Raw genomic sequence first — 24,485 nt, 5'->3', positions numbered from 1 at the left:
TTATAAAAGCCGAAGATATGGAACGGGTGAAAACCGGCTTTTTTTGTATCAGTTATTTATTCTTACGTCGCAATAATTTTCGGCCGGCACTTTAAACTCATGGATAGTAGTTTACTTTGCCGTTATGAAATTACAGTGGTACAACAAGAAATGGGTACAGGTCTTATTTCATCTTTTGTTTTGGGTAATTCTGTTTTCCCTGCCGTACCTGTTAAAGCCATATGACAATGAAAAGCATGCGTCCGAAAAACACGATGAAGGGTTTACCTATTTATACTTTTCCCACATTGTGGTTTGGATGGCCATATTTTATATCAACGCTTTCCTGTTGGTGCCACGCCTGATTTACCTTAAAAAATTTTGGAAGTACTTCATTACTCATATTGTTTTGCTGGCACTTGTATTATTACTGGATTATTTATGCTTTGATATTTTCGTTTTCCACAAGGAATACATTTTCAGAAACGCTTTACTCAATATTTTTCCCTACATCTTTATGGTTGCATGTAGCACGGCCTATGAGGTAATAAAGGATCGAATTAACGCAGACAAGCTGGCACAGGAAAAGGAGAATGAAAACCTTAAAACAGAACTTGTTTTTTTGCGGTCACAGGTGAGCCCCCATTTCATGTTCAATGTACTGAACAATATGGTGGCACTTTCCCGAAAGCATTCTGAACAACTGGAGCCTTCACTGATAAAATTATCTTCTTTAATGCGTTATATGTTATACGAGACAGATGAGGATAAAGTGGCGCTCGACAAAGAAATTGAATATCTCCAGAGCTATATAGATCTGCAACAACAACGATTTGGCAAAAAAGTGGCCATACACACAGATATGTCTGAGGTAGATAAAAGCTACTTTATTGAGCCTATGCTACTGATTCCTTTTGTGGAGAATGCATTTAAACATGGAACGGGACTGATTGAAGACGCCTGCATTGATATTAAACTGCAAGCAGTAAATGGCTCGTTGATATTTTCCGTGAAGAACAAGTTTAATGAGAACAAGGAAGAGGTTAAAGACAAAACATCCGGCATTGGCCTCGCAAATGTAAAAAGACGCTTAAATTTACTTTATGGCAATGATCATTCGATTAACATCCAAAAGAATGAAGGATGGTTTGCCGTCTCACTTCAAATTAACCTGCACTAATGCTGAAATGTATAGCCATAGATGATGAGGAGCTTGCACTCGAACTGCTCGTTGACAACATCAGCAAGGTTCCATACCTTGAACTTGTTGCCTCATGCAGCAATCCGATAGAAGCAATGAAGATACTTCAATCTAATCCGGTGGATCTCATTTTTCTTGACATACAAATGCCCGGCTTAACGGGCCTGCAATTTATTCAGAGCCTTACTGTAAAACCCATGTTTATACTGATAACAGCGTATGAAAAATATGCGCTGGAAGGTTATAGTCTTGATGTGGTTGATTACCTTGTTAAACCTGTAGCGTTAGAACGCTTTTTGAAAGCTTGCAACAAAGCGCTTGAGTTGCATCAACTGCGTACAAAGGCAAAAGATCAGGAAAGTGGCAGCACCTCTCCTTCATACTTCTTTATTAACGTTGACTACAGCATGCTGAAGGTTGTATTTGCTGACATTATGTGGATTGAAGGATTGAAGGACTATATAAAAATCCACCTCAAAAGTTCTACACGACCAGTTGTTGCAAGAATGAGCATGAAGTCCATTGAAGAACAATTGCCTGCAACCAGTTTTATCCGTGTGCAAAAATCTTATATCGTCTCTAAAGATTACGTAACAGCAATACGCAAGAACAGCATTTTCATCGGCGATATTGAAATACCTGTTGGAGACAACTATAAGGAAGCCGTGTTGATGATAACGGGGAAGACAGGGATGTGAGGATGTGGAATTTGAAATTTGAAATTTAATATGTCTGATCTCTGATTTTATGATCGCTGATTTGAAGCCAACACCTGCATTTTTTTTATGGCTATCTTGTTTATCCATCTACGCAAATACAACTGACACTCATGCCTCGAACCTCACACCTCACACCTCATACCTGACACCTGATACCTGATACCCAATAGCTAATAGCTGATAGCTTATAGCTAAAAGCTTCTTATCTTCAAGCCCTTATTACAACCAATCTTATTTGTCATGAAAAAAATTGTTGCTATTGCCGTTTTATTATCGACTATGATGCACACATCTGCACAAACAAACAAAAAGACAAAAGGTAAATTTGCGGACAATATTGTTGTTGCGCACAGAGGTGCGTGGAAAACAAAAGCATTACCTCAAAACTCCATCGCATCTTTGCAGGAAGCTATAAGACTTGGGTGCGCCGGTTCTGAATTTGACATTCACCTTACCGCCGATGACTCACTGGTAATTAATCACGATCCGGATTTCTTTGGTAAGCCTATCGAAACATCAACTTATGCTGAATTAGCAGAAAGTAAATTATCTAATGGTGAAACCATCCCCACTTTGTTGCAATACCTTACAGCGGGCATGCAACAGCATACTACGCGCCTGGTACTTGAGATCAAGCCATCAAAGATTTCCAAAGAACGCGCATTAAAAGCCACTGAAAAAGTAGTCGCACTCGTTCACCAGTTAAAAGCGCAGCCATGGGCCATGTACATCAGCTTTGACTATGATGTCTGCAAAAAAGTTAGAGCGCTTGACAAAAAAGCGCAAGTCGCATACCTGAACGGAGATATAGCACCAGAGCAGATAAAAAAGGATAACTTGTTTGGCATCGACTATCATTTTTCAGTTTTCCAAAAAAATCCGGCATGGATTGATCAAGCTAAAGCCAACAAAGTAAACCTTAACGCATGGACCGTTGATAAACCAGAAGTGATGGACTCACTTATCAACCAGCAATTCAACTACATAACAACGAATGAACCTGAGATGCTGCTGGAGAAAGTAAAAATATAATTGACAGTTGCAAATTGACAATTGATAATGTGCGAATGCGTGAATGTGCGAATGTGCAAATGATGGGCAATCAGGTTATTATTGAGCATTGAAATCAGAATGAATAGAATCGTTTTGATCGATTTTTAAAAAATAGCTTTTATCCGGAAATCTGCAGATTGATAATTTGCACATTCACTCATTTGCACATTCGCACATTTACCAATTTGCACATTTACCCATTTGCACATTTACCCATTTGCACATTTACCCATTTGCACATTTACCCATTTGCACATTTACCATTCATACATCTACACATCCGCTCATCCGCACATTCTGCACATTCATTGTCAATTGTCAACTATCAATTGTCAATTGCCTCAAAAATTCATGATTTCCGCACGCTAAACTTTGTCGCGAACTTTTTTACAATTGTCGCAATTACTCCACGCGCAGCTTTTTCCAAAATACTTTTGATATGCTAACTACAGCGAAAAAAATATCAAAGCATGAAAAAGTTTTTACTCCTTTCTTTATTGGTTGTTTTATCGGCGCAAATATTTGCGCAGGCGCCTGCGGCAAAGAAGGGAAATTCTGCAATGGCCAACGCCAATGTTGGTCACATTTACGGCAAAATTGTGGACAGCAGTGGCAAACCGGTAGCAGAAGCATCTGTCCTTTTAATGAAGACTACTCTAGACACTGTGTCTAAAAAGAAAAAAGAAGTCCTGGTTAAGGGCATTACAACCAAATCAAATGGTGAATTCAGCATGGAGGACCTGCCTGTGTTTGGTAGTCTGACGTTAAAAATTTCTGCTGTCGGATTTAAGGTCCATCAACAGCCTGTTTCTTTTGCGCCTGGCGGTGGCGGAGGATCCGGAGCTCCTCCTGCAAACGCAAAACCGGGCAATGGCATGCCGCCGATGGGTGCTATGCCTTCTTTTGATAAGGATCTTGGCGATATTAAAATGGAACAGGACATTACACAACTTCAAGGCGTAACCGTTACTTCATCCAAGCCAATGATGAAGCTCGATATCGACAAAAAAGTATTTAATGTAGAAAAGAATATCGTTAGTGCGGGAGGTACGGCATTAGATGTAATGCGCAACGTTCCGTCCGTTCAGGTTGATATTGACGGCAACGTGAAATTGCGCAATGCTGCACCCCAGATATATATTGACGGCAGACCTACAACGTTAACACTGGATCAGATTCCTGCTGATGCAATAGAAAGCGTGGAAGTGATCACCAACCCTTCTGCAAAATATGATGCATCTGGTGGTAACGCCGGCATACTGAATATCGTTCTCAAGAAAAATAAGAAGACCGGTTATAACGGAAATATTATGGCCGGTGTTGACAAGCGTGGCGCTGTGAACGGTGGTGGTAATTTTAATCTGAGACAAGGCAAGTTTAATTTATCTGCAGCCGTAATGGCCAACCAGATGAAGAACCGCACAAACGGTACAACAAGAAGATTAAATGAAGGTGATACTATTACCAATATTGCACAGGACAATTATAATAAAACAAATGGTGCGTTTGTTTTTGGACGCCTTGGTGCTGATTATTTCATGACGAACAGAACGACGTTGTCTCTTTCTGCGATGAAAGTACACGGTGAATTCAAACCGGGTGAAACAATCGACGTAAGAACAGATAGCCTGTTCAATAACAGCAAAATAAGCTCCTATAGTCAACGTCTGTCGAACAGCCAAAGAACATTTAATGCAAACGGCTTACAGGCAGGCTTTAAACACAACTTCAAAAAAGAAGGTGAAGAATTGACTGCTGATGCTAACTTCTTTTCCGGTAAGAACGACGGAAACGCGATGTACACAACCAACTATTATGATGCACCAGCAAATGGCGCTATCACAGGCACTCAATACCAGAAGGTGTTAAGCGATGGTACCAACAGCTTCCTTACTATTCAGACAGATTATGTAAGGCCGTTTAAAGGCAATTCAAAAATAGAAACAGGCTTACGTGCGCAGTTACGCAATACAACCAGCAACAACAATACTTACATGCAGTATGCCGGTGCAAGCGACTTTATAAAAATACCAGCAGCAGCAAGCAACTACAAAAACAGTGATAATGTGTATGCTGCTTATGTATCTGTAACAAGTTCTATTAAAGACTTTGGTTATAAACTTGGCTTAAGAGCAGAAAGCTCCAACTACAACGGCGAGCTCACAAACCTGAATCAGAAATTCAATAACAAATATCCTATCAGCCTCTTCCCTTCTGTGTTTTTAAGCCAGAAGTTAAAGAAGAACCAGGAGTTACAAATGAGCTATACAAGAAGGATCAACAGACCGAATTTCTTCCAGTTAATTCCTTATACAGATTATACAGACAGCCTGAATATTACACAGGGTAATCCAAACCTTGTTCCGGAATTCACTAACTCTATTGAAGCATCTTATAGCAAAACATTTAAGGGCAACAATAATATTCTCGCTTCAGTATATTACAAACACACTGATAACCTGATCACACGTTATCTGCAAACAAGTACAAACCCCGTAACAGGTCAGGAAGATAAGATCAACACCTATGTAAACGCCAACTCAAGCTATTCAACAGGTGCAGAGATCACATCTATCAATTATCTTACAAAGTGGTGGGATGTTACGGCCAACGTTAACGTATACAACTCAAAAATAAATACTGATAACATCAGCGGAACCTCACAGGATGCATTGTGGAGCTGGTTCGGCAAATTCAATAACAACTTCAAGTTGCCTAAAAATTTCAGCATCCAGTTGTCTGCTGATTACCAGTCAAAAACAAACTTACCGGTGAATAACCAACAAGGTTTCGGACCACCAATGTCACAGGCACAGGCATCTTCACAAGGTTATATCAAGCCGTTCTGGGGCATGGATGCAGCAATTAAAAAAAGTTTCCTGAAGAATAATGCAGCGACGATCACATTGAGTGCGAGTGATATTTTCGGAACAAGAAGATCTGACCAGGTTTCTTACGGGGATGGCTTTGTGCAGGATTACTACCGTCTGACCAACCCGCATATGTTCAAACTAAACTTTACCTACCGCTTCGGCAAAATGGATGCTTCAATATTCAAGCGCCAGAACAACAAAAGCCAGGGTGAAGGCATGCAAGGTGCAACCCAGGGAATGCAATAGGGGACCGGGATTTGGAATACGGATGATTTCTTGACCGGGATTTGATTAGGATTTCTTGACCCGGATTTTTTGGATTGGCAGGATTTATGGGATTACACAGTAAGCATTTGCTGGCTTACAAACGCATTAAAAGATATAAGCAATAGTTTCATAAGCAGGAGTAACATCCTGACTACGGGCCCTTCATTTGGAGGGCCCTTCTCTTGACCGAGAATTTCTACACCGGGATTTTGCGGATTGGAGGGATTTACTGGATTAATGCAAAATGTCTTTGCGGGCACAAATACAGATTAAAGAGACTAAGCAAAAGTTTCATGAGCAGGAGTAAAATCCTGAATGCGGGCCTTCCTTTTGGAGGGCCTTTTGTTTTGCTGAGATTTTGGGCCGGGATTTCTTGAACAAGGTTTTGATAAATCCCGTAAATCTCTTAATCCTTTAAATCCCGGTCAAATTAAACAGGATTTTGGTAAATCCCGCAAATCCTACCAATCCCCCAAAATCCCGGTCAAATACCGCCGTCGTCTTCCATATTCCGGTCGATATAAATATTTTTAGTTTTTTTTACAATTATTGCAATGATCAGGCAACAATTGCGGTCATACTAACTGTACAAGAGCTGCATGCAGGAAACAGAACTAATAAAAGAATGTCTTAAGGGCAACAGGAGTGCGCAACATTTATTGTATTCACGGTATTCCCCGGCAATGCTGGGGATCTGCTACCGCTATACAAAAAATATTGCCGACGCTGAAGATATCCTGCAGGAAGCATTTATCAAGGTTTTCACTAAACTGCATCAATACAGGAACGACGGAGAACTGGGCGGCTGGATCAGGCGCATAATGATAAACACGAGCATCAGCTATTTAAACAAGCACAACCGGTATAAAAGAGAACTACAGATTGAAGACATCCCGATGCATCCGGTAAGTGATGAAACACCTGAAATACATGTAGATACAAAGCAGTTGGTTGAACTGGTACGCGAACTGCCGGTTATTTACCAAACAGTGTTCAACCTGGTAGCAATAGAAGGCTACAACCACATAGAGGTAGCCAAACTGCTCAACTCAAAAGAAAATACGATAAGAAGTCAATACAGCAGAGCCAGATCCTTATTAATCGACGCTTTAAAAAAAATTGCTGATCAATCTGAAAAGAAAAATTATGCAGGGAGGATTTGAAAAAAATATTCAGCAACAAATGCAGGATTTCAATCTTGATCCATCACCCCTGGTATGGCAGGAGATTGACGCTGCACTTGACAGCAAAAAGCGCAGGCGTTTCGTAGCCTGGTGGTGGCTTCTACCCGGCGTGGCGGCATTGTTGATTGCATTTTTGGGAGTGATCTATTTTTCGACAAATGAAAAAACCACGCAGAAAGCAGATAATCAACAACCGTCGACAAACATCATTACAAAAAAGGACCTGCAGGAGAAAAAACAACAGAATCCTTCTGACGAGAAAACGAATCAATCATCGAAAACCCTGACGGGTGAAGTATCTGATAAGAAAGACAGACAGAACATCAACCCGGAGATCACAACAAAACAAACAGCTACAACTTTATACAAGAACAATTTCGGGTATAAAGGCAATCAAACAGCAAGTAAGGAGCACCTCCCCAGGTTTACCGGGAGCGAGCCACGAGCTGATATCAATGATACTGTTTTCATTCGGGATGGTGAACGCCCCAAAAAACCGGACGACTATTGGTCTGCTCTTCAAACAGGATCAGCATCGATAGACAGCTCTTATCTCGAAAATTCAAAAAAAACAACCACCAGCCTGAATAATCATGTGGCTGATATTAAGATCAAAACTCCCAGCCGCAAAAAACAACAATGGAGCTTTGTGGCCGGAGGCGGCCCTATGTCTGTAAAAGAGTCCAGCCTGGGTATTTTTAGTTCGGGACAAAACATGTTGGATAATAATTACAATAGCCCAGGCAACGGGAGCAGCAACGGTGGCGTTTCGCTACCGCGTCCGGATTCTGCCAGCTATATAACAGTGGCAAATGGCGGTTACCACGTGTTGGCCGGAATACAGTACACACGCGAACTTGCAAGGGGCGTTGAAATTGCAGGAGGCTTACAATACCGGTTCCTAAGTAACAAGCAGAAGGCTGGCTCATACATGTACTCATCACAATACTATTCATTAACAGGAGGAGCTTTATTGTACAACGCAGGCACTACAAATACTATTACAAATACGGCACACTGGCTGGAACTGCCGGCATTCATGATATTTACAGTGAACCCCGGCAGTAAAACAAAATTCAACATACAGGCCGGTGGATCTTATGCGTGGATGTTTGCCTCCAACTGGATTTTACCTGATACAAAACTTAATAAACTGTATTATAACGATTCGCTCTTGAACAAACATATTTTCAACGTGAATGTTGGCGCGGCGGTAAAACTACCGTCTGATATATCATTCGGATTGCGGTATCAAAGAAGTATAACTAAACTAACTGACCAGGCTAGTATGCCAAAACTTATCTGGCAAAACTGGTCATTTTATTCAACCCTTCCCTTACAACTAAAAAAACGGCACTAACGCGCTTTATATTTTTTTGCTAAAGCTATTCTTCAGCATCCCGGGAAAGAATAGTGGCAGTAGAAACACATACTATCAACACCACCACTCATGAAACATATAGCTATCATACTATGGCTGGCAATACTATTGTTTGCCGGCATCAGCTTTACGTCCTGCGTAAAAGACAGCGGATTTAAAAAGACTAAAAAGTTCACGCCGGTGTTCTCTACTTCGGAACAGGTGCGGGCGTCTATAAAAAGCGATGCAGCAGAAGACGTCGCTCACCCGGGCAAACTGTTTGTAATGGGCAATTATATCTTCCTGAACGAAGCAGGAAGAGGCGTTCATATCATTGACAATACAAATCCCTCTGCACCGGTTAACAAAGCATTCATTCACATACCCGGTAACGGTGATATATCTGTGAAAGAAAATATTTTGTATGCCGATTGTTTTACCGACCTTATGGCCATCGACATCAGCGACCCCAACAATGTCAAGCTTAAAAATGTTATACCCAATATTTTCCCGGACAGGCAGTGGGTGATGGGTTACCAGGTAACAGGTAACACCATTATAACGGACTGGGTGACAACAGACACAACAATCGACATTACCGTATCCGAAAACAATGGTATCTGGAAGGACGGCAGCTACTATGCGCCGATCTATTATTCGGTCAATGATGTATTTTTCTATGCACTTGCGCCAAACGCTTCTTCGTCCTCTCCTTCAAAAGGAATGGCTGGTTCCATGTCAAGATTTGCATTGATGAACGATTATCTCTACGCAGTGACTTTCTCTAAGCTAAATGTAATAGATGTTCGCGAAAGCCCTGATCCGAAATGGATGAAGACAGTTGATCTCGGCAATTCCATCGAAACAATTTTTCCGTATAAGAACAAGCTTTTTATCGGCGCATCTAACGGGATGCAGATCTATGATGCAAGCAATCCTGCATCACCTTCAAAGCTAGGATCGTTCGGGCATGTAACCTCCTGCGACCCGGTAATAGCAGACGATAAATATGCTTTTGTAACACTGTATGCAGGTAGTACCTGTGGCGGCAATATGAATCAGCTGCACGTACTCGATATAAAAGATCTTACCCAGCCGGTTGAGATAAAATCATATGACCTTACCAATCCTAAAGGATTAAGCAAAGACGGAAATTACTTGTTTATATGTGACGGTATAGATGGACTGAGAGTGTTTGATGCGTCTGATGTTAAGAATATCAAACTGATCAAAAGGGTAGAAATCCCAGATGCCGTTGATGTTATTTCATTCAACAACATTGCCATTGTAGCCGGAAGCGATGGACTGTATCAGTGCGACTATTCGGACATCAATAATACTCATATCATCAGCAAAATAACCTTGCGCAAAAACTAGTTGTATGCGTTACTATTTTCTATTGTTGCTTTTGACGGCGAGCAGTCTTAAAGGTAATTGCCAGGATAATAAAACCGGTAAAGTGCAATACAGTGGCATGTATGAAGTGGGAATGCTGATTGGCAAGGCATATACCAAAGTGAATTCCCAAATAGTGCAGGGAATTAGTTTTAAAAACTATTTCACAGGTGTTGGTGTTGCGCTGGATCCTTACGGATTTAGGACCATCCCTGTATTTGCTCAGTTCAGATATGCTTTGCATAACAATAAAAGTTCGCCGTTTGCATTTGCCAGTCTGGGTGTTTCAATACCATGGAACAATGGCGTAATACCGGAAAAATATTACAACTCAGATGACACCTGGCACAAACTGAAAGTCGGGCCTTATGCAGAGGCAGGTATTGGTTACAAAGTAAAGTTGAATGACGGGCACGCAATGAATCTAATGCTTGGTTATTGCTACAAGCGCTTTAATTATACGGAAAGGACGAATTACTATACCGACGCACAACAACAATACGAAGACCGTTATACGTATGATTACAGGCGAATTTCGTTACGGGTGGGATTTGAGTTTTAGTTGTAAGTTGTAAGTTATACGTGATACGTTTTTTTACATTTGAGATCTGAGCGGAGTTTGTTACACGGAGAAAGCGAGGAGAAGACACAGAGTCAATTAATTGAAAATTGAAAATGGAGAATTGAAAATGATTGTAGCGAAAAAAAACTCCGTGCCCTCTGTGTCTTCTTTGTGCAACTCAGTGTAACTGTATTTTTTTAAAACGCTTCATTTAAAGACACATAAAAACCGGTAGACCGGTCTTCGCCGGTTTTCTTGCTTCCGACGGCATAATCAAGCCGAAGCGTGAGCCGTGCCAGCGGATCAAACATATATCGAACACCGCCACCGAAACTTGGAAATAAATCATTCCACGAAAAGCCTGTATTTGGAAAAACTGTTCCTGTTCCTGCAAAGGCACCGAAGATAATTCTTGAAGCCGAAACAAATCCTCTGTCCCGCTTACTGCCCCATGGCCGGTATCTATATTCGGCCTGGGCTGCTACCAAATTCTGATCACTGTACCGCCACATATAATAGCCACGCAAATAGCTTGAACCACCAAGATTTGAAAGAGAATAAAATGGCATATCCTTCCCCTGTGTTGTCTGGAATACAGCCTGAAAGCCCAGGGTTTGATTTTTTCCGACAGGAATAAAACACCGGCCGTCAATAGTAAAAAACGTGTAATGCCAGTCACTGTACCCAAAATTCGACCATCCGCCGGCTTTTAAATAATAACCCTTCGTGGTGTAGTTCTCATAGTCACGATCATCATACACTAACTGATAACCCAGCAAAGCCAGTTTACCGCCTTGTTTGCCGACATATTTGCCGGTATCAAATATGCCGCCCGGCGCTGCATCGGTAAAATCGTCAGATTGCAGTCCAAGCCCCGCTCCTGCATATACATGTTCAATAATTTTTCTTTCAGCACCAGCAACAAAACGAAAACGTTTTGCAGTTATCAGGTCCGCATCACTTTCTTTGGTGTGCGCGCCAATACCGTAAAAATAAATGGGAAAATCGCTATAGATACCACTTGTAAAAAAATGCCAGACATTATCCTTTGTCCATATACTCCCCTGGAGTATAAGCTGGATCTGGCTTTCCGCGGTAAACATATTGTAGGAGTACAGTGCGGAGTTTCGTGTTTTAGGTGAGGTCTTATCAATATAGAAACTATAAACGGCACCAACCCCATACTGAAACTTTGTTTCAGGCGCATAACCTAAAACAGGATAAGGAAGCAGCAACCCTTTCTTCTCAGCCATTCGTATGGAATCATTTCCAAACTGCCCATGGGTTGCAGAAGTTAGCATTAGCAATGCGCACAGCCAACTGCACCTTTTCTGTAACTGCAAGGAAATACGCTTCGTCGGGGTTTTATTCGCCGTCTTGATAAACTGTGTTTTTTATCAAAAACAATACATCGAAGTAAATGTTCAAAATTGTTCGCAGATGTGGGATTTTTTGATGTCTGATTTGTTGATCTCTGATTTGGAAGCGATGAACATTCTGGCTATTATCCAGGGTCACATTGACTGAGCATGTTTTTTTCTTTTTCACAAGTGATGTCTGAATTTTATTATCCGGCTGCACATAAACAAATCAGACATCAGAGACCATAAAATCAGAAAATTCAACATTAAAACAATCAATTCAAAAGTTCACAAATCATAATTGCATCTCAGGAGCATCGGGAGGAACAACAATCCGCCCTGCTGTTTTACTTTTTATTTCATCCACTGATACTCCCGGCGCCCTTTCCTTCAGCAGAAAGCCCTCGTCCGTTATGTCAAACACAGCCAGCTCTGTCACCACTTTTTTCACACACTTCACCCCTGTTAAGGGCAATGTGCATGCAGGCAACAATTTACTTTCTCCCTTGCTGTTTGTATGCTGCATTGCTACGATGATGTTTCTTGCACTGGCAACAAGATCCATTGCACCGCCCATGCCTTTAACCATCTTCCCGGGAATTTTCCAGTTGGCAATATCTCCGGTATCACTGACCTCCATTGCACCCAAAACAGTTAAGTCAATCTTCCCCGCCCTGATCATGCCAAAACTTTCGGCACTATCAAAGAATGCACCTCCCGGAATAACGGTTACCGTTTCCTTTCCTGCATTTATGAGATCCGCATCAATCTCACTTTCTTCAGGGTATGGGCCTATGCCCAGCATTCCATTCTCACTTTGCAGGATAACGGACATGCCTTTAGGTATAAAATTCGCTACAAGTGTTGGTATTCCTATGCCAAGGTTTACATACATTCCATCACGCAATTCCTGCGCGATACGTTTCGCAATTCCATATTTATCAAGAGACATAGCAAGTTATTTAATGTACGATGTTAGATGTGGATGCTCGATGATTATGCTTCAAGTACGATTTACGAAGTACGAAGTACCTGGTTGTGTGCACGTTTACACTTTGCAACTTCCTCGAATTTTATTGAACGCCAGGTTTGAATCAGCATCCCTCATTTTCAATTTTCAATTTTCAACTATCAATTCTCAAATTGATTCTGACTGTGTACGATGCACTAAGAAGGATTTCAGGTATCAGGCAAAAGGCGTGGAACCACAGTTGCACTAACTCAAGCTTTTGACTTGCACATCGGCACATTTGCACATTCGCCCATTCCCTCCATTTTCAATTTTCCCCGCCTGAACGATCTAAGTCGGGCAGGAACTGTCACTTATCAATTAATCCTGATCGTTTTTTTCTCAATGCGTTTTTCATAATGCTCGCCTTTAAAAATGCGATGAACATAAATGCCGGCAACGTGAACCTGGTCCGGATCTAATACACCTGGCTCTACCAGTTCTTCAACTTCTGCGATGGTGATATTTCCGGCCTTAGCCATGGGAACGGAAAAATTACGCGTCGTTTTACGAAATACAAGATTGCCCATTGTATCACCTTTCCACGCTTTTACAAGTGCAAAATCTGCATGCAGTGCATATTCCATCAGATAGGTCTTTCCATTGAACCTTCTGGTTTCTTTGCCTTCAGCTATTTCGGTTCCGAAACCGGCGGGTGTATAAAATGCAGGAATACCCATGGCTGCCATTTGAATACGCGTAGCCAGCGTACCCTGCGGCACAAGATCAACCTCTAACTCACCGGAAAGAAGCTGTTTTTCAAATTCAGCATTCTCACCCACATAGCTGCTGATCATTTTTTTTATTTGTCTTGATTTCAACAACCTGCCGAGGCCAAAGTCATCCACGCCGGCATTGTTGGAAATGCAGGTGAGCGATTGTACATTCTTTTTAACAAGAGAGGAAATACAATTTTCAGGAATACCACAAAGGCCAAAACCGCCAAGCATAAGGGTAGCTCCGTTAGCAACATCATGTAATGCTTCATCAGCATTAACGTAGATTTTATTCATATGACTCGTCGTTAGATTTGCAACATAAGGCCTAAGTCAAAAGTAAAAAGTCAAAATTCAAAAAAAGCCTATTGCGGTCTGGTGATATGCATTCTCTCTTTGGTGATTAAGAAAAACATTAGCTAGTTACATCAGAACTTTTGAATTTTTACTTTTGATTTTTGACTTATAACTAACCGCGAATTAACAACTGAATCGACACGGTCAAAAGGCCTTAGCCAATTTGACTTTTATTTTTTAGTTGCAGCACTGTCGCGGGTATATAGTTTCATTTGCTGCCTGTTTGCATATGTCTGTAAAGAATCCAGCATCTCTTTATGCAAATCAGGATGCGCTTCGTAATAAGCATAACTTTTATAAAATTCGTCCCTGCTTATTTTATGTATGGCGAATACAGTTTTATACATCACCATCTGCTTGTTGGTTATTGTATTAATACTGCTGTCAAGCTTTAATTTGTAAGCGGGCTCATCTACCCTCATCAGGTCCCACACGATCATTTTCATCTGTTCAGGCGGTATAATTCCTTTCGGTACCCGTTCTTTATCAGCACAGGAAAAGAACAGCAATAACATACAAAAAACACTAACTCTTTTTACCATTATCTAAGATCCTGTTTATACCTGTTAGAATTGGAAACATCCAGTGTTGCTAAAAGATCACCTGCTTTTGCTTTGCTTTGGGGATCTGCGTTTTTAAAGATACCCGTCATTTCCTGATAGCGGTTCTGGAGGAAAAATTGAACAATCATCGTATTCGGATTATCCTGGTTAAAATCCTGCAGCTTGCTAAGTGCATCTATTACCTGATTTCGTGATTCAGTCGGATTATCGTACATATTATCCAACCCTTTGTGATAATAGTTGTAAAACACATCATGCAAAGTATTGTTTTTGGGATTGGCCATGTTATTCACTAACCAGTAGCGGTTACGTAATCCGTCAAACACTTTCCATCCCGTAATATTCCTTGATTCAGGCGCATTGTTAACAATATTCTGTGCTTTTTTAAAATACTGATCACCACCTTTCAGAGAATAAGAGTCATAGTCAAAGCCAAGTATCATGTAGGAATAGTATGCAAAAATTGCGGTAAGATTTGCGGCCTGCGGATCAGTTCCCTGTACTCTGTTTTCGTTAAACTCTACCGGCTGAAACTCCACGTATTTAAAAGTTACATCTCCGTCCTGGTAGTTAATCAGCGGCGACTGATAAGATGAATTAAAAACCGGCCTTGCAACCTGGATTGTTAGTGAAGCTTTATATACATCGGTTTCAACAATGCTCTCAAGGTTCAGCAAAAAATAGCATTGAATTTTTTCATTGTTCTGGTAAGTGTCACCGGTCCATTTACGGCTGTTTAAAAAAGTAGTAAGCTGGGTTTGTAAGGTATTGAACCTTTTCTTGTCAACAGAGCTGGCAATGCGCTGGCTGTTAACAACCACCTTGGTTACAAGCTCCTGCGCATGAATAAAGGATATGCATGCGAGCAGCAAACAGCTTAATAACAAACTACGCTTTATCATACAGCTTTTTAATAATAATATTAACGATGTCCTCGGCAACTTGTTGCTTGGAAACCAGGCCGGATTCAAACACATTCCCTTCTTTATCAAAAACCGTCACATTATTGGTGTCATAGCCAAAACCGGCATTGGTATCGCGTAATGAATTTAAAACAATTAAGTCAGCATTTTTGCTGTTTAACTTTTGCAAAGCATTTTCCCGCTCATTGTTTGTTTCCAAAGCAAACCCCACCAACAACTGTCCGGGTTTCTTAAGTTGCCCCAGGGATTTTAAAATATCTTTTGTTTTCAGTAAGCGGATAACAAGCTCTCCGTCATTTTTCTTGATCTTTTCCTCTGCAACTTCAGCCGGAGTATAATCTGCTACTGCGGCGCTCATTACAGCTATGTCAGCATCTTTAAATGCATCTACGGCAGCATTGTACATTTCATTTGCAGAAACAACTTTGCTGAAACGTATACCATTATTGGAATGAGGGAGATTAACCGGCCCGGTTACAACATGTACATCTGCGCCATGCATGTAAAATGCTTCGGCCAGTGCATAGCCCATTTTGCCAGAAGAATGATTGCTGATGAAACGCACCGGATCAATCAATTCCTGTGTGGGCCCGGCGGTGATCAACACTTTCTTGCCCTTTAATGCATCGCCCCTGAAAAAAAAATGTTCTATATAACTAAGGATCTGTTCCGGTTCTGGCATGCGGCCCTCTCCTATTAATCCACTGGCCAGCTCGCCTTTTTCCACGTCCATTACCTTGTTGCCAAAAGAAACAAGTTTTGCAATATTCTGCTTTGTTGATGGATGGTGCCACATATCTTCATCCATAGCAGGTGCAACCACAACCGGACAAGTCGCAGAAAGATAAACCGCCTGCAGCAGGTTATCGCACTGACCATTGGCCATTTTCGCTATGGAATTGCAGCTTGCAGGTGCTATTACCATCACATCTGCCCATCGCCCGAGCATTACATGGTTGGCCCAACTGTCTTCGCTGAAAATATCTGCAAGAACCTTATTGCCGGATAGTGTTGACAATACCAAAGGAGACACAAAATCTCTTGCTGCCGGAGTAATAACAACTTTAACCTCCGCTCCAGCTTTTATAAGCAATCTTACAAGCAAGATGGATTTGTAGGCGGCAATACTGCCGGTGATACCTAGTAATATTTTTTTTCCTTTTAACACGCTGCCAAATTACGAAAAGATGTTTGATGTTGGATAAGGCGGATGTACGATGTATGGTGTACGATGTACGATGTAATGGGGAGAACGTTATTTCTCAGAAATGGTGTAAAAGTACAAAGTACGAGGTACGAAGTACGTTAGGTCAGAGTTGCTGATTTATCTTGAGCAGTTCTTGATGCAAGTACGAAGTACGAATTACGTTGAGTTGGAGTGGTTGATATTTTGGGGACCGGTTTAAGAAATAAGGACGAAGTACGAATTACGAAGTACGTTGGGCTGGAGTGGCTGACATATTCCGGGTTGGTTTTATTGCAAGCGACAGTCAAACAATGACATACAATGAAGAAGGCAAAAGCCTGCATACCTAATACCTAACACCTCTTACCTGATCCCTGACGCCTGATACCTGACACCTGGACCTCCTCCAGGCTCATAGCTGACAGCTAATAGCTAAAAGCTAAAAAGGGCAGCGTTTCCACTACCCTTCTTATATAATTTAACGCACCGCTCTGCTTATCTGAACAGATCGTCGTCGTTCTTGCGGTGATAAACTTTACCTTCCATGAATTCCTGGGTTGCAAGGATAGCAGGATTAGGCATTTTTTCATACGCTCTTGAAATCTCGATCTGCTCCTTGTTCTCATGAATTTCTTCAAGGCTGTCTGTATGGCTGGCAAATTCTTCCAGCTTGTTATGCAACTCTTCTTTAATAGCCACATTTATCTGGTTGGCCCTTTTAGCTATGATTGAAATTGACTCATACAGGTTTCCTGTCTGGGCCTTAATATCAATCAGGCTTTTGGTTTCCACCACATTTGTGGTACTAGCGCTGAGTTGTCGCCTGAGCTTGCTCATTGTGTATTTTTTTTATATTATGTGTAGAATGTGTCTTAAATTCTTCAACCTCTGCAAGTAATTTGCTGTCCGGAAACCGGTCTTTAAATTCTCCGCATGCAGTAATTACTTTTTCAAAACGCTCTTCCTGCTTGTCATAAAAGCTCATCTCAGCATATTTGTAAGATGATTTTATCTTATATAACATATAATTGTCGCCCTTGTCAGAATCAGGATAATTGTCTATCAAAGTGCCAAAAGACGTTGCCGCGCTTTTAAAATGACCAAGGTTATAATATAATTCGGCCGTTTTAAATTCCTTCAGTTCCAGCTTTTGCCTGAGTTTGGCAATTATCTCCGTTGCTTCCTTACTCCTTTCTGAAGTAGGGTGCGTTGTGATAAATGCCTGCATCAATGCTATTGCTTTGGTGGTGTTTGTCTGATCCAGATCCACTTTTGGCGACTGTTTATAGAAGGTATATGCCCTCATATACTCGCACTCTTCGGCTCTCGGACTGTTGGGGAACGTTTCTATATACGTTTTAAAAAGGTTCTCCGCATTTAACCAATCTTTCTGATAATAAGCACAATACGCATATTTATAAAATGCATCCTCATATCCCTCTTTTCCTTTCATCGTAGGAAACAGATCATCAAATAGCTGCTGTGCATAGCTGTACTTTTTATTTGCATAAAACTGTTCAGCCATTTTAAGTTTGTATTCGCTATCCTTGCTCTTCATAACCTTCGAAAACTTAGAAGAACAAGATGATAATAATACACCAATAAGAAGCACATGTACAAAAAACTTCATAAAGCGGGCAAAATTACATTAAAGACGGCAATTTATGAATAGAAAATTTATGCCGCTAATTGTGCTAGTTAAGAATTTTAAAAAATAACTGATTAATATCAAATACGGTATACATTTAGCCTTAAATATCTCAAAGAGGATCAACTCTAAATGTTTGAACAATTAATTTATAATTAAAAAGCAATATCCTCTTTTTTATATTTGCAAACTTTAAAAGTAAGAAGATGAAAAAATTCTATTTATTGTTAACGGTTTTTCTGGGATTGGGAATTATATCACAAGCGCAAAATGATGCAAATGCAAAAAAAATACTGGACGGCGTGAGTGCTAAGCTAAAAACGCTGAAAGGAGTTACCGCAAATTTTTCGTACACGACCAGGGACAAGAAAAATGTGAAAAAAGGGTCTGTAAACGGGTTAATTTCATTTAAAGGGCAACAATATTATATTAAACAGGGAAGCACTGAGATTTTTTGCAATGGAACCAAAACCTGGAACTACAATGGCGAAAGTGAGGTTACAGTAAGTGATGTGGACAACGACAACAAGACATTAACCCCGCAAAAATTGCTTTCTAATTTTTACGACAAAGATTTTACTTACAAATTAGTTTCTTCTGCAGGTGCCTTTAGCGAAATCCAGATGATACCGGTGGATTCAAAGAAAAATTTCAAACAGGTGAATGTATTTGTAGATAAATCGAAAAATATGATCACCAAAGCGCACATTCTTGACAAAAGTGACAATACGATTGATTTCTCTTTGTCCAACATAAACACAAACGCATCTTTACCCGATAACAAATTCGTTTTTGATGCAGCAAAACATCCCGGTGTTGAAGTGATTACCAACTAATAATTTGTAATATACTTTATATTTAAAAGCCATCTTTGAGATGGCTTTTCTTTTTTGCTTGCATTACACAATAATTTGCCGCAATTTTGCTGTAGTATGGCACACAAAATAATAGTAACGATAGACGGTTTTTCTTCCTGCGGAAAAAGTACACTAGCCAAGCAACTGGCAAGGGAATTGAATTATGTATTTATAGATAGCGGAGCCATGTACCGTGCTATTACACTGTATTTTCTCAGAAATCACGTTAACCATGAAAAGTCGGCCGAAGTAAAAAAAGCGCTCCACAATATTGAGCTTTGGTTTGAGTTTAATGAAAGAAGCGGCAGAAGTGATATATACCTGAACGGAGAAAATGTGGAAGCACTGATAAGAGATCTATTGGTAAGTGAACATGTAAGTGCAATTGCCGCCGTTAAGGAAGTAAGAGAATTTGCAGTAGATCAGCAACAGAAAATGGGCGAAAAGAAAGGTATTGTTATGGACGGAAGGGATATCGGCACGACTGTATTTCCTGATGCAGAATTAAAGATTTTTATGACTGCAGATCCGGCAGTACGCGTTGAGAGAAGATTTAAAGAGCTTTTTGAAAGGAATCCGGATATAACACTGGATGAAGTACGCATTAACCTTGAAATGCGTGATTATATGGACAGCAATCGCGAGATTAGCCCGTTGCGAAAAGCAGACGATGCACTGGTGCTGGACAATTCCAACCTGACAATGGAAGAACAGCTGAAAGTGGCACATAAATGGGTAAAGGAAAGATTGAAAGGCGAAAGTATACATCCCAAAGCATAATTTTTTTTGAACCACGGAGACAGGGCGACGCTGAGAAACACGGCGTCTTTTTTATGCGCCAGGGCGCAAGGTTTGAAACACGAAGGCACAACGAACATAAAGGGGCACGAAGGTTTGAAACACAAATTAAGAACCACGAAGTCACAACGGTCACAAAGGAACACGAAGAAAACTTCTAAGGAGAAAAACGTACAACGTATAACTTACAACGTACAACTTATCTGCCACAAAGACACTAAGGCGCAAAGGAACACAAAAAGAAGTAAAGATTACAAAAAGGCCCCTTTCTCCGCATTTAGTTTTAGGCTTTGGGCTTTAGGCTTTCAGCTGGTCTCAAAAACGTACAACGTATAACTTACAACGTATAACCCTAAGGCGTTACGGGCCACCAGGTGTTGCCATATACATCATTGAAACCGGCGGCGCGACCGTATTCTTTGTTAGCCGGGGGCATGAGGCTGTGACAGCCTTCTTTCAGTGCAAGTTCATATACTTTATCTACATCATCCACGTAAACAAACATCCCCGAAGTTTTTGGAGGATAAGCCTCGGTAGCATCGGCAAGCATAATAACGGATCCGTTAATTACAACCTCTGCATGCATGATCTTATGATCGTCACGCAGCTCGCGCATTTTTTCCGTTCCATCAAAAACCTTCTTCAGAAATGCAATAAATCCCGGAGCATCATTAACGATGAGGTAAGGCATTACAGCTTGATATCCTTCAGGTATATTCATGGTTTGTGAATTTGAGGTGTCAGGTTTCAGGTGTAAGGTATGAGGCTTGAGGTGTAAGGTGTGAGGCTTGAGGCATTTGAAGTAAAGCCTGCTAATTGACGATTTGCAAGCTTCACCTTTCAGACCAACCCTCATTTTCAATTTTCAATTATCAATTGTCCATTAAAAAACCTTCTAACAAGTTACATCTCCACGCGACACAACTACTCCTTCATCATATCCATAATCACATCAAATATCTCTTCAGCATTGGGTTTGCTGAAGTAGTCTCCGTCACTGCCATAAGATGGTCTGTGTGCTTTTGCGGTTATCGTGCGCGGAGCAACATCCAGCCATTTATAGCCTTTCTGTTCTTCCATTACTTTATTGAACATGTAAGCAGCGGCACCGCCAGGAACATCTTCATCAACAAAAACAATCCTGTTGGTTTTCTTCAAAGATTCCAGGATGGAATGATGAATATCGAATGGCAGCAACGTCTGTACGTCTATAATTTCGCAGTTAATTCCCTGTTTTTCTAACCTTTCGGCAGCGTCCTGTATAATGCGTAAAACTGATCCGTAAGAAACAATTGTGATATCATCACCTTCTTTTAAGACTTCCGGTATGCCAAGCGGAACAGTAAACTCAACAAGGTTTTGTGGAAGCTTTTCTTTCAGGCGGTAACCATTCAAACATTCAATCACCAGCGCCGGATCGTTACTTTGCAATAATGTGTTGTACATTCCTGCAGCCTGAACCATGCTGCGAGGCACACATACATGCATTCCCCTGAGCGAGTTGATCAACATCCCCATTGGAGATCCACTATGCCAGATCCCTTCCAGCCTGTGGCCACGCGTACGTACGATCAGCGGACAGCTCTGCTGACCTACTGTTCTGAAATGAAGTGAAGCCACATCATCCGTCAGTGGTTGCAGGCCATACACCATATAATCCATATACTGAATCTCAGCAATTGGCCTAAGGCCGCGTAATGCAAGCCCTATCCCCTGCCCCATTATGGTAAGTTCACGTATACCTGTATCGAAGATCCTGTTATCACCATGTTTTTGCTGCAAGCCTGCAAATCCCTGGTTCACATCACCAATTGTTCCTACATCTTCACCGAAAGCAACTACGAGCGGGTTGGCCTTAAACAACTGATCAAAATAACGGTTGAGCACTTCATAACCGTTTATAAAGGGAGCATCTGATCCGAATGCAGCTTTCACTTCAGGCACACGCAAGGCACTTTTCGGACCATCATCATACAAGTAGGTATTATACAGACGTGCATTTTCTTCCAGCAATGATGCTTTGTGGTCAATCAGCTCCTGCGCAGCAGAACTGTGCCTTACCGTAGAAATGGCAAGTGATAATGCGCGTAAAATATCCCTTCTGAACGGCTCTTTATTTCCCGCTAATTCGTGCGCAATTTTCTGCAGATCATTGTGCGATTCAACATCGTTTACCGGAGTGCTTTTGATAAGGGAAATAGCATTGGCTGCCATTTCCTTTAAAGGCGTTATATAGTTGCTCCATGCGGTATTTCTGCATTCGCGCACATATTTTTTCGCGTTAGCTTCAATTTCAATGAGCTCTGAATTAACCGCAATCTCATTATCAACGATCCATTCACGCATTTTCCTGATACAATCCCATTCCCTCTCCCATTCAAGACGCTCGGGAGATTTGTATCTTTCATGACTTCCTGAAGTGGAATGCCCTTGCGGCTGTGTCAACTCATCAACATGAAATATCGCCGGAATATGTGTATCCCGTATTTTTTGAATAGCCTGTTCAAACACTTCACACATGCCGGCATAATCCCATCCCTTCACCTTATATATATCGATTCCGTTTGTATCGGGCTTCTTTTGAAAACCCTGCAAAGCAGCAGAAATGGATCCTTTGGTAGTTTGTAATTGCTTGGGAACGGAAATACCATAACCATCATCCCAAACAAATATTGCAAGCGGAACCTGCAGTACGCCTGCTGCATTTATTGTTTCCCAAAAATGTCCCTCACTTGTTGAAGCATCACCGATAGTGCAAAAACAAACTTCATTGCCGTTAGTGGAAAATTGTGTAAAAGGCTTTAAAACGGCTGAGTTTCTGAACAGCTTGGATGCAAAAGCCAGCCCGACAGAGCGAGGCATTTGGGCCGCAGTCGGCGCCATATCCGAAGCTGTATTCTTCTGATGGCCTATGTCAACAAAATTGCCCTGTTCATCCACATTGCGGGTCACAAAATGTCCCGTCATTTGCCTGCCTGCACTCAGCGGTTCGTTTTCGATGTTCGGGTCAGAATATAATTGTGCAAAGAAATCCTGCACCTGGGCGAGCCCGGATGCAAATGCAAAAGTCTGATCGCGGTAGTACCCCGACCTGAAATCTCCCGGTTTAAAAAACTTGGCCATCGCCACCTGCGCCACTTCTTTACCATCGCCAAAAATTCCAAACTTGGCTTTCCCGGTAAGCACTTCCCTTCTCCCCAAAAGACTCACTTCACGACTTTCAATGGCCCGCTTATAATCATTCAGTACTTCCGTACGGAAATCTTCATAAGAAAGCATATCATTGTTTGCATCTGTATGAACAGCAAGATTTTCCATGCGCCAAATGTATTGATTATTTGCATAATCTAAAATGCTTCCCGGCAGGCCTATTTTCTTTTATTATGAGCACAAAATTCATTAATATTATTCTAAATTTAAACCCATGCAGACTTTTAAAGTCCTAGCGGCAATTTATAGTCTGTTAGTTCATTACTTTTGTACAATAAAAAACACGGAATGAAAAAGATAACCTTTTTATTAGGTGCATTACTTGTTGCCGGCCTCGTTAACGCGCAAACACCAACAGGCCAGGGATCTGCAACAACCCAAAGCGCTGATGCTACAAAAGTTGTAGAGTTTAGCGAGCTTGACCACGATTTTGGCAAAATTCCCCAGGGCAAACCAGTTGAATACGATATCTCTCTTAAAAACATAAGCAACAGCCCCGTAAAGATTGAAAACGTGCAGGTAGGTTGCGGTTGCACCACTCCTAAATGGAAAGCTGGACCTTACGCGCCGGGAGAATCATTTAAGGTTACACTTGGATTCAATGCAGCAGCTTCAGGAGCTTTCACTAAAACAGCCACTATCTTCTTTAATAACGGCCTGAGCAAAGTAGTCAAATTCCACGGAGAAACATTTGCCGAAAGCACACCGGCAACAAAAAACTAATTCGGTAAAACATTCGTAATATGAAAAAATTATTGGTATTATTTGCCTTATTGATTGGCACTTATGCCTTTTCTCAGCAGGCATCTGACGTTAAATTTTCTGAAACCAAGCATTCCTTTGGAAAAATTACCCAGGGAAAGCCGGTTACAACCAATTTCACATTTACCAACAACGGTAGTAAACCTTTAATGATTGAAACAGCCACAGCGGAATGCGGATGTACTTCACCTGAATACTCCAAAGCAGCCGTGTTAAAAGGCAAGACATCTACTATTAAGGTAACTTACAATGCCGCAGCAGGCGGACCTTTCACAAAAAAGGTTACAGTAAAATTCGCTAAAATAGCAGAACCGGTAATTCTTGAAATTGACGGAGAAGTTGTAGAAGGCGGAGGAAAGTAGTTGAGTTTATATCTTAAATTTTTATAGCCATGACGCCGGGTGCGTTGTGGCTTTTTTGTGCAACACCCTTAAGTACGAAGTACGGTAGGTGCGACAAGCGAACGTTTCTTTTATCTTTATAAGTTCCGGATGAAGTACGA

General features: G+C 41.2%; 22 protein-coding genes. 12 read left to right on the top strand and 10 right to left on the bottom strand.

The window, feature by feature from the left end:
- The first annotated feature begins 124 nt into the window (after positions 1-124).
- From QTN47_RS17715 to QTN47_RS17680, 8 genes are all read left to right on the top strand, one after another.
- Entirely contained in the window at positions 125-1,159 is a 1,035-nt protein-coding gene (locus QTN47_RS17715) for a sensor histidine kinase (protein WP_369330742.1), read from the top strand.
- Positions 1,159-1,878 (top strand): LytR/AlgR family response regulator transcription factor, encoded by a 720-nt coding sequence (locus QTN47_RS17710; protein WP_369330741.1) that lies wholly within the window; start codon positions 1,159-1,161, stop codon positions 1,876-1,878. Before QTN47_RS17715 ends, QTN47_RS17710 begins: the two co-directional genes overlap by 1 nt.
- Positions 1,879-2,139: 261 nt before the next feature.
- Positions 2,140-2,931 carry a glycerophosphodiester phosphodiesterase family protein gene (locus tag QTN47_RS17705; RefSeq protein ID WP_369330740.1) on the top strand — a complete coding sequence of 264 codons (792 nt, stop codon included), beginning with the start codon at positions 2,140-2,142 and terminating at the stop codon, positions 2,929-2,931.
- 491 nt (positions 2,932-3,422) lie between these two features.
- On the top strand, positions 3,423-6,071 hold the full coding sequence (locus tag QTN47_RS17700; protein ID WP_369330739.1) for an outer membrane beta-barrel protein: 2,649 nt from the start codon (positions 3,423-3,425) through the stop codon (positions 6,069-6,071).
- 620 nt (positions 6,072-6,691) lie between these two features.
- The gene (locus QTN47_RS17695) at positions 6,692-7,255 is read left to right on the top strand and encodes an RNA polymerase sigma factor (RefSeq protein WP_369330738.1); all 564 of its coding nucleotides are present in this window, start codon (positions 6,692-6,694) and stop codon (positions 7,253-7,255) included.
- On the top strand, positions 7,239-8,636 hold the full coding sequence (locus tag QTN47_RS17690) for a hypothetical protein (RefSeq protein WP_369330737.1): 1,398 nt from the start codon (positions 7,239-7,241) through the stop codon (positions 8,634-8,636). The genes QTN47_RS17695 and QTN47_RS17690 overlap by 17 nt, the downstream gene beginning before the upstream one ends.
- 90 nt (positions 8,637-8,726) lie before the next feature.
- A complete protein-coding gene (locus QTN47_RS17685; RefSeq protein ID WP_369330736.1) occupies positions 8,727-10,013 on the top strand; it encodes an LVIVD repeat-containing protein in 1,287 nt (428 codons plus the stop codon).
- 4 nt (positions 10,014-10,017) lie between these two features.
- Entirely contained in the window at positions 10,018-10,593 is a 576-nt protein-coding gene (locus QTN47_RS17680; RefSeq protein WP_369330735.1) for a hypothetical protein, read from the top strand.
- Between the two features lie 197 nt (positions 10,594-10,790).
- Here the strand turns inward: QTN47_RS17680 and QTN47_RS17675 are convergent, their stop codons facing one another.
- From QTN47_RS17675 to QTN47_RS17640, 8 genes are all read right to left on the bottom strand, one after another.
- Complete coding sequence (locus QTN47_RS17675) at positions 10,791-11,846, bottom strand: BamA/TamA family outer membrane protein (protein WP_369330734.1); 1,056 nt, start codon at positions 11,844-11,846, stop codon at positions 10,791-10,793.
- Positions 11,847-12,249: 403 nt separating this feature from the next.
- Entirely contained in the window at positions 12,250-12,906 is a 657-nt protein-coding gene (locus QTN47_RS17670; RefSeq protein ID WP_369330733.1) for a CoA transferase subunit B, read from the bottom strand.
- A 374-nt stretch (positions 12,907-13,280) separates the two neighbouring features.
- A complete protein-coding gene (locus QTN47_RS17665; RefSeq protein ID WP_369330732.1) occupies positions 13,281-13,976 on the bottom strand; it encodes a CoA transferase subunit A in 696 nt (231 codons plus the stop codon).
- Positions 13,977-14,206: 230 nt separating this feature from the next.
- Entirely contained in the window at positions 14,207-14,578 is a 372-nt protein-coding gene (locus QTN47_RS17660; RefSeq protein WP_369330731.1) for a DUF4296 domain-containing protein, read from the bottom strand.
- Positions 14,578-15,501, bottom strand: a complete 924-nt coding sequence (porD, locus tag QTN47_RS17655; RefSeq protein WP_369330730.1) for a type IX secretion system protein PorD — start codon at positions 15,499-15,501, stop codon at positions 14,578-14,580. Before porD ends, QTN47_RS17660 begins: the two co-directional genes overlap by 1 nt.
- Positions 15,488-16,690 (bottom strand): bifunctional phosphopantothenoylcysteine decarboxylase/phosphopantothenate--cysteine ligase CoaBC, encoded by a 1,203-nt coding sequence (coaBC, locus tag QTN47_RS17650; RefSeq protein WP_369330729.1) that lies wholly within the window; start codon positions 16,688-16,690, stop codon positions 15,488-15,490. The genes porD and coaBC overlap by 14 nt, the downstream gene beginning before the upstream one ends.
- Before the next feature lie 513 nt (positions 16,691-17,203).
- Positions 17,204-17,545 carry a DNA-directed RNA polymerase subunit omega gene (locus QTN47_RS17645; protein ID WP_369330728.1) on the bottom strand — a complete coding sequence of 114 codons (342 nt, stop codon included), beginning with the start codon at positions 17,543-17,545 and terminating at the stop codon, positions 17,204-17,206.
- The gene (locus QTN47_RS17640) at positions 17,514-18,338 is read right to left on the bottom strand and encodes an outer membrane protein assembly factor BamD (protein WP_369330727.1); all 825 of its coding nucleotides are present in this window, start codon (positions 18,336-18,338) and stop codon (positions 17,514-17,516) included. Before QTN47_RS17640 ends, QTN47_RS17645 begins: the two co-directional genes overlap by 32 nt.
- A gap of 224 nt (positions 18,339-18,562) precedes the next feature.
- Between QTN47_RS17640 and lolA1 the strand changes: the two genes are divergently transcribed.
- Both lolA1 and cmk read left to right on the top strand, forming a co-directional pair.
- On the top strand, positions 18,563-19,192 hold the full coding sequence (lolA1, locus tag QTN47_RS17635) for an outer membrane lipoprotein periplasmic chaperone LolA1 (RefSeq protein ID WP_369330726.1): 630 nt from the start codon (positions 18,563-18,565) through the stop codon (positions 19,190-19,192).
- A gap of 96 nt (positions 19,193-19,288) precedes the next feature.
- On the top strand, positions 19,289-19,993 hold the full coding sequence (cmk, locus tag QTN47_RS17630) for a (d)CMP kinase (RefSeq protein WP_369330725.1): 705 nt from the start codon (positions 19,289-19,291) through the stop codon (positions 19,991-19,993).
- A 370-nt stretch (positions 19,994-20,363) separates the two neighbouring features.
- On the opposite strand, the gene QTN47_RS17625 is transcribed toward cmk, so the two are convergent.
- Positions 20,364-20,732, bottom strand: coding sequence for a VOC family protein (locus tag QTN47_RS17625; protein WP_369330724.1), 369 nt, complete (start codon positions 20,730-20,732; stop codon positions 20,364-20,366).
- 203 nt (positions 20,733-20,935) lie between these two features.
- Positions 20,936-23,329, bottom strand: coding sequence for an alpha-ketoacid dehydrogenase subunit alpha/beta (locus QTN47_RS17620; RefSeq protein WP_369330723.1), 2,394 nt, complete (start codon positions 23,327-23,329; stop codon positions 20,936-20,938).
- 180 nt (positions 23,330-23,509) lie between these two features.
- On the opposite strand from QTN47_RS17620, the gene QTN47_RS17615 reads away from it, so the two are divergent.
- On the top strand, positions 23,510-23,944 hold the full coding sequence (locus tag QTN47_RS17615; protein ID WP_369330722.1) for a DUF1573 domain-containing protein: 435 nt from the start codon (positions 23,510-23,512) through the stop codon (positions 23,942-23,944).
- 20 nt (positions 23,945-23,964) lie between these two features.
- The gene (locus QTN47_RS17610) at positions 23,965-24,345 is read left to right on the top strand and encodes a DUF1573 domain-containing protein (RefSeq protein ID WP_369330721.1); all 381 of its coding nucleotides are present in this window, start codon (positions 23,965-23,967) and stop codon (positions 24,343-24,345) included.
- Positions 24,346-24,485 lie beyond the last annotated feature (140 nt).

This window comes from Danxiaibacter flavus, from assembly GCF_041060425.1.
Lineage (GTDB): Bacteria > Bacteroidota > Bacteroidia > Chitinophagales > Chitinophagaceae > Danxiaibacter > Danxiaibacter flavus.
This window is presented reverse-complemented; position numbering and strand designations above follow the sequence as displayed.

What these genes read in the sequence shown, in the direction of transcription:
- QTN47_RS17670 (WP_369330733.1), bottom strand. Translation starts at nt 12,906, where the DNA reads ATGTCTCTTGATAAATATGGAATTGCGAAACGTATCGCGCAGGAATTG.
- QTN47_RS17680 (WP_369330735.1), top strand. Translation starts at nt 10,018, where the DNA reads ATGCGTTACTATTTTCTATTGTTGCTTTTGACGGCGAGCAGTCTTAAA.
- QTN47_RS17660 (WP_369330731.1), bottom strand. Translation starts at nt 14,578, where the DNA reads ATGGTAAAAAGAGTTAGTGTTTTTTGTATGTTATTGCTGTTCTTTTCC.
- QTN47_RS17695 (WP_369330738.1), top strand. Translation starts at nt 6,692, where the DNA reads ATGCAGGAAACAGAACTAATAAAAGAATGTCTTAAGGGCAACAGGAGT.
- QTN47_RS17710 (WP_369330741.1), top strand. Translation starts at nt 1,159, where the DNA reads ATGCTGAAATGTATAGCCATAGATGATGAGGAGCTTGCACTCGAACTG.
- QTN47_RS17615 (WP_369330722.1), top strand. Translation starts at nt 23,510, where the DNA reads ATGAAAAAGATAACCTTTTTATTAGGTGCATTACTTGTTGCCGGCCTC.
- QTN47_RS17665 (WP_369330732.1), bottom strand. Translation starts at nt 13,976, where the DNA reads ATGAATAAAATCTACGTTAATGCTGATGAAGCATTACATGATGTTGCT.
- QTN47_RS17645 (WP_369330728.1), bottom strand. Translation starts at nt 17,545, where the DNA reads ATGAGCAAGCTCAGGCGACAACTCAGCGCTAGTACCACAAATGTGGTG.
- QTN47_RS17685 (WP_369330736.1), top strand. Translation starts at nt 8,727, where the DNA reads ATGAAACATATAGCTATCATACTATGGCTGGCAATACTATTGTTTGCC.
- cmk (WP_369330725.1), top strand. Translation starts at nt 19,289, where the DNA reads ATGGCACACAAAATAATAGTAACGATAGACGGTTTTTCTTCCTGCGGA.
- lolA1 (WP_369330726.1), top strand. Translation starts at nt 18,563, where the DNA reads ATGAAAAAATTCTATTTATTGTTAACGGTTTTTCTGGGATTGGGAATT.
- QTN47_RS17690 (WP_369330737.1), top strand. Translation starts at nt 7,239, where the DNA reads ATGCAGGGAGGATTTGAAAAAAATATTCAGCAACAAATGCAGGATTTC.
- QTN47_RS17715 (WP_369330742.1), top strand. Translation starts at nt 125, where the DNA reads ATGAAATTACAGTGGTACAACAAGAAATGGGTACAGGTCTTATTTCAT.
- QTN47_RS17700 (WP_369330739.1), top strand. Translation starts at nt 3,423, where the DNA reads ATGAAAAAGTTTTTACTCCTTTCTTTATTGGTTGTTTTATCGGCGCAA.
- QTN47_RS17705 (WP_369330740.1), top strand. Translation starts at nt 2,140, where the DNA reads ATGAAAAAAATTGTTGCTATTGCCGTTTTATTATCGACTATGATGCAC.
- porD (WP_369330730.1), bottom strand. Translation starts at nt 15,501, where the DNA reads ATGATAAAGCGTAGTTTGTTATTAAGCTGTTTGCTGCTCGCATGCATA.
- QTN47_RS17675 (WP_369330734.1), bottom strand. Translation starts at nt 11,846, where the DNA reads ATGGCTGAGAAGAAAGGGTTGCTGCTTCCTTATCCTGTTTTAGGTTAT.
- QTN47_RS17610 (WP_369330721.1), top strand. Translation starts at nt 23,965, where the DNA reads ATGAAAAAATTATTGGTATTATTTGCCTTATTGATTGGCACTTATGCC.
- QTN47_RS17625 (WP_369330724.1), bottom strand. Translation starts at nt 20,732, where the DNA reads ATGAATATACCTGAAGGATATCAAGCTGTAATGCCTTACCTCATCGTT.
- QTN47_RS17620 (WP_369330723.1), bottom strand. Translation starts at nt 23,329, where the DNA reads ATGGAAAATCTTGCTGTTCATACAGATGCAAACAATGATATGCTTTCT.
- QTN47_RS17640 (WP_369330727.1), bottom strand. Translation starts at nt 18,338, where the DNA reads ATGAAGTTTTTTGTACATGTGCTTCTTATTGGTGTATTATTATCATCT.